This window comes from Intrasporangium sp. (assembly GCF_030452765.1).
GTDB lineage: Bacteria > Actinomycetota > Actinomycetes > Actinomycetales > Dermatophilaceae > Intrasporangium_A.
This window is the reverse complement of sequence record NZ_JAKDLO010000328.1, coordinates 1-1,684: the sequence shown is the minus strand read 5'-3', so window position 1 is coordinate 1,684 and position 1,684 is coordinate 1. Positions and strand designations below refer to the sequence as shown.

The 1,684-nt window shown below is 72.1% G+C and carries 1 protein-coding gene; it reads left to right on the top strand.

What is annotated here, in order from left to right:
• Positions 1-301: 301 nt before the first annotated feature.
• Positions 302-1,684: hypothetical protein (locus L0H79_RS22095; RefSeq protein ID WP_301486931.1), on the top strand; the 1,383-nt coding region annotated here is incomplete at its 3' end.

Sequence of the window (1,684 nt, the reverse complement as noted above, 5' to 3'; positions counted from 1 at the left end):
CCGACCCGGCCCAAGCCTCCTGACCCCCGACGAACTTACGATCCTGACCACTTAGGTGGGCCGCAGTCATGCTGGACGAGGGCACTCGGCAGAGGTGTCAACCGGTGCCGGCGTCCGGGCGCCCGGTGACGCGGCCCTTTCGTCGGCGTGTGCCTGCAGCTCCCCGGACGCCTCGCCGGCGCCGGATCGCCGCGCGGATGACGCCAGCCCTGACTCAGCTGCCCTGCCCGCGCCGGGCTGCGAGCCCTGTGTCGGCCAGCTGGTCTCGGAGGCGGACCGGACGGCGGCGCTGCGCGCGGTTGTGGCCTCAGAGACCGAGCCGCTGGTCACGCTCACCCATCTGCTGCGCTGGTGCCGCGACGAGCACCAGCGGCTCCAACCCCTGGCCGAGAGCCCGCAGCTCCGGTCCGCCGTGGCCGAGCTCCTGCGGCCGGCACGGGCCGCGATGTCCGCCGATACGGGGTCGCTCGCACTGGGGGCCCGGGTGCGGGCCGAATTGGCGGCGGTCATGACGGCCACGGCGAAGCTGCCCGTGGTCGTGATCACCCACCAGGCCGCCCAGCTGCTGGACCATTTCTACGGCGCCAGCCTCGACGCCTCGTTCCGGCGCCGCAGCCCGTACCAGCCCGGCGTCGGGGATCCGATTCCCCTGGACTCCCCCGACGTGCCGAACCTGACCGCGCTGACACCGACGGCACCGCCCTGGCGTCTCGCGCACCGGCTCGACGAGACCCGACACGTGAGGCTGGCCGGGGAGTGGGCAACCCAGTTCCGGGTGATCCTCGACTACTCCCTGATCGGTGTGCTACCGAACGCTCTGACGCGGGGCACGGTGCTGGCGACCGTGCACCCGAACCGCTCCCTGTCCGAGTTCGACTTCCCCCGCGCTCCCAACGGGCGCTCCTTCCCGATTCGGCCCGCCGACGAGGCACGACAGCAGGCCGAGATCGACGGGCTCCTCACCAGCGCCGCCCGGGCGCGAGCCAGCATCGTGGTGCTGCCGGAGCTCGCCGTCACCCCCGACATATCCGAAGCACTGCAGGGCTGGGTAACCCGCCCGGATGGACCCGACCTGTTGGTGGCCGGCAGCTTGCACCACACCGGCACCGGCGGCAGGCGACGCAATCAGTCGATCTCCTGGGTCCGCGGACGCCTCGAACCCCTCGTCCATGACAAGTTCTCCGCCGCCGACCGGCCGGTACGTGAGGACATCGAACCACCCTCGCACCCGGAGCTGCGCGTCTACGTCACGCAGGACCGCTGGCATCTGGCCGTCGTCATCTGTCGTGACCTGCTCAACCCCGAAGCGGTCCACACCCTGAGCGAGGTCGGCGCGAACCTGATCCTCGTCCCGGCCATGAGTGAGACGCTGACGGCCTTTGGAGGCGCGGCCGCCCAGCTTGTTGGATCCTGTCAGGCTGTCGTCGCAGTCGCCAACAACCCGGCCGAGTGGGCTCAAGGCCCGGGCCGTGCCGCCGCCCGCCCGGCGCGGGCGCTGTTCGGGCACCCCGGCTTCGGCCAGCAGATCCGACTGGTCAACGCACCCGACCCGGGCCCCGGCATCGCCACAATGCGACTCGACACCGGACAGGTTCGATGGCACCCTGGCGCCCCCGCGCCCCCGGACGCCGGCACGCACAGCGCCCAAACCCGGCACGGCTCGCCCACCCCCGCCTGGCTGTCG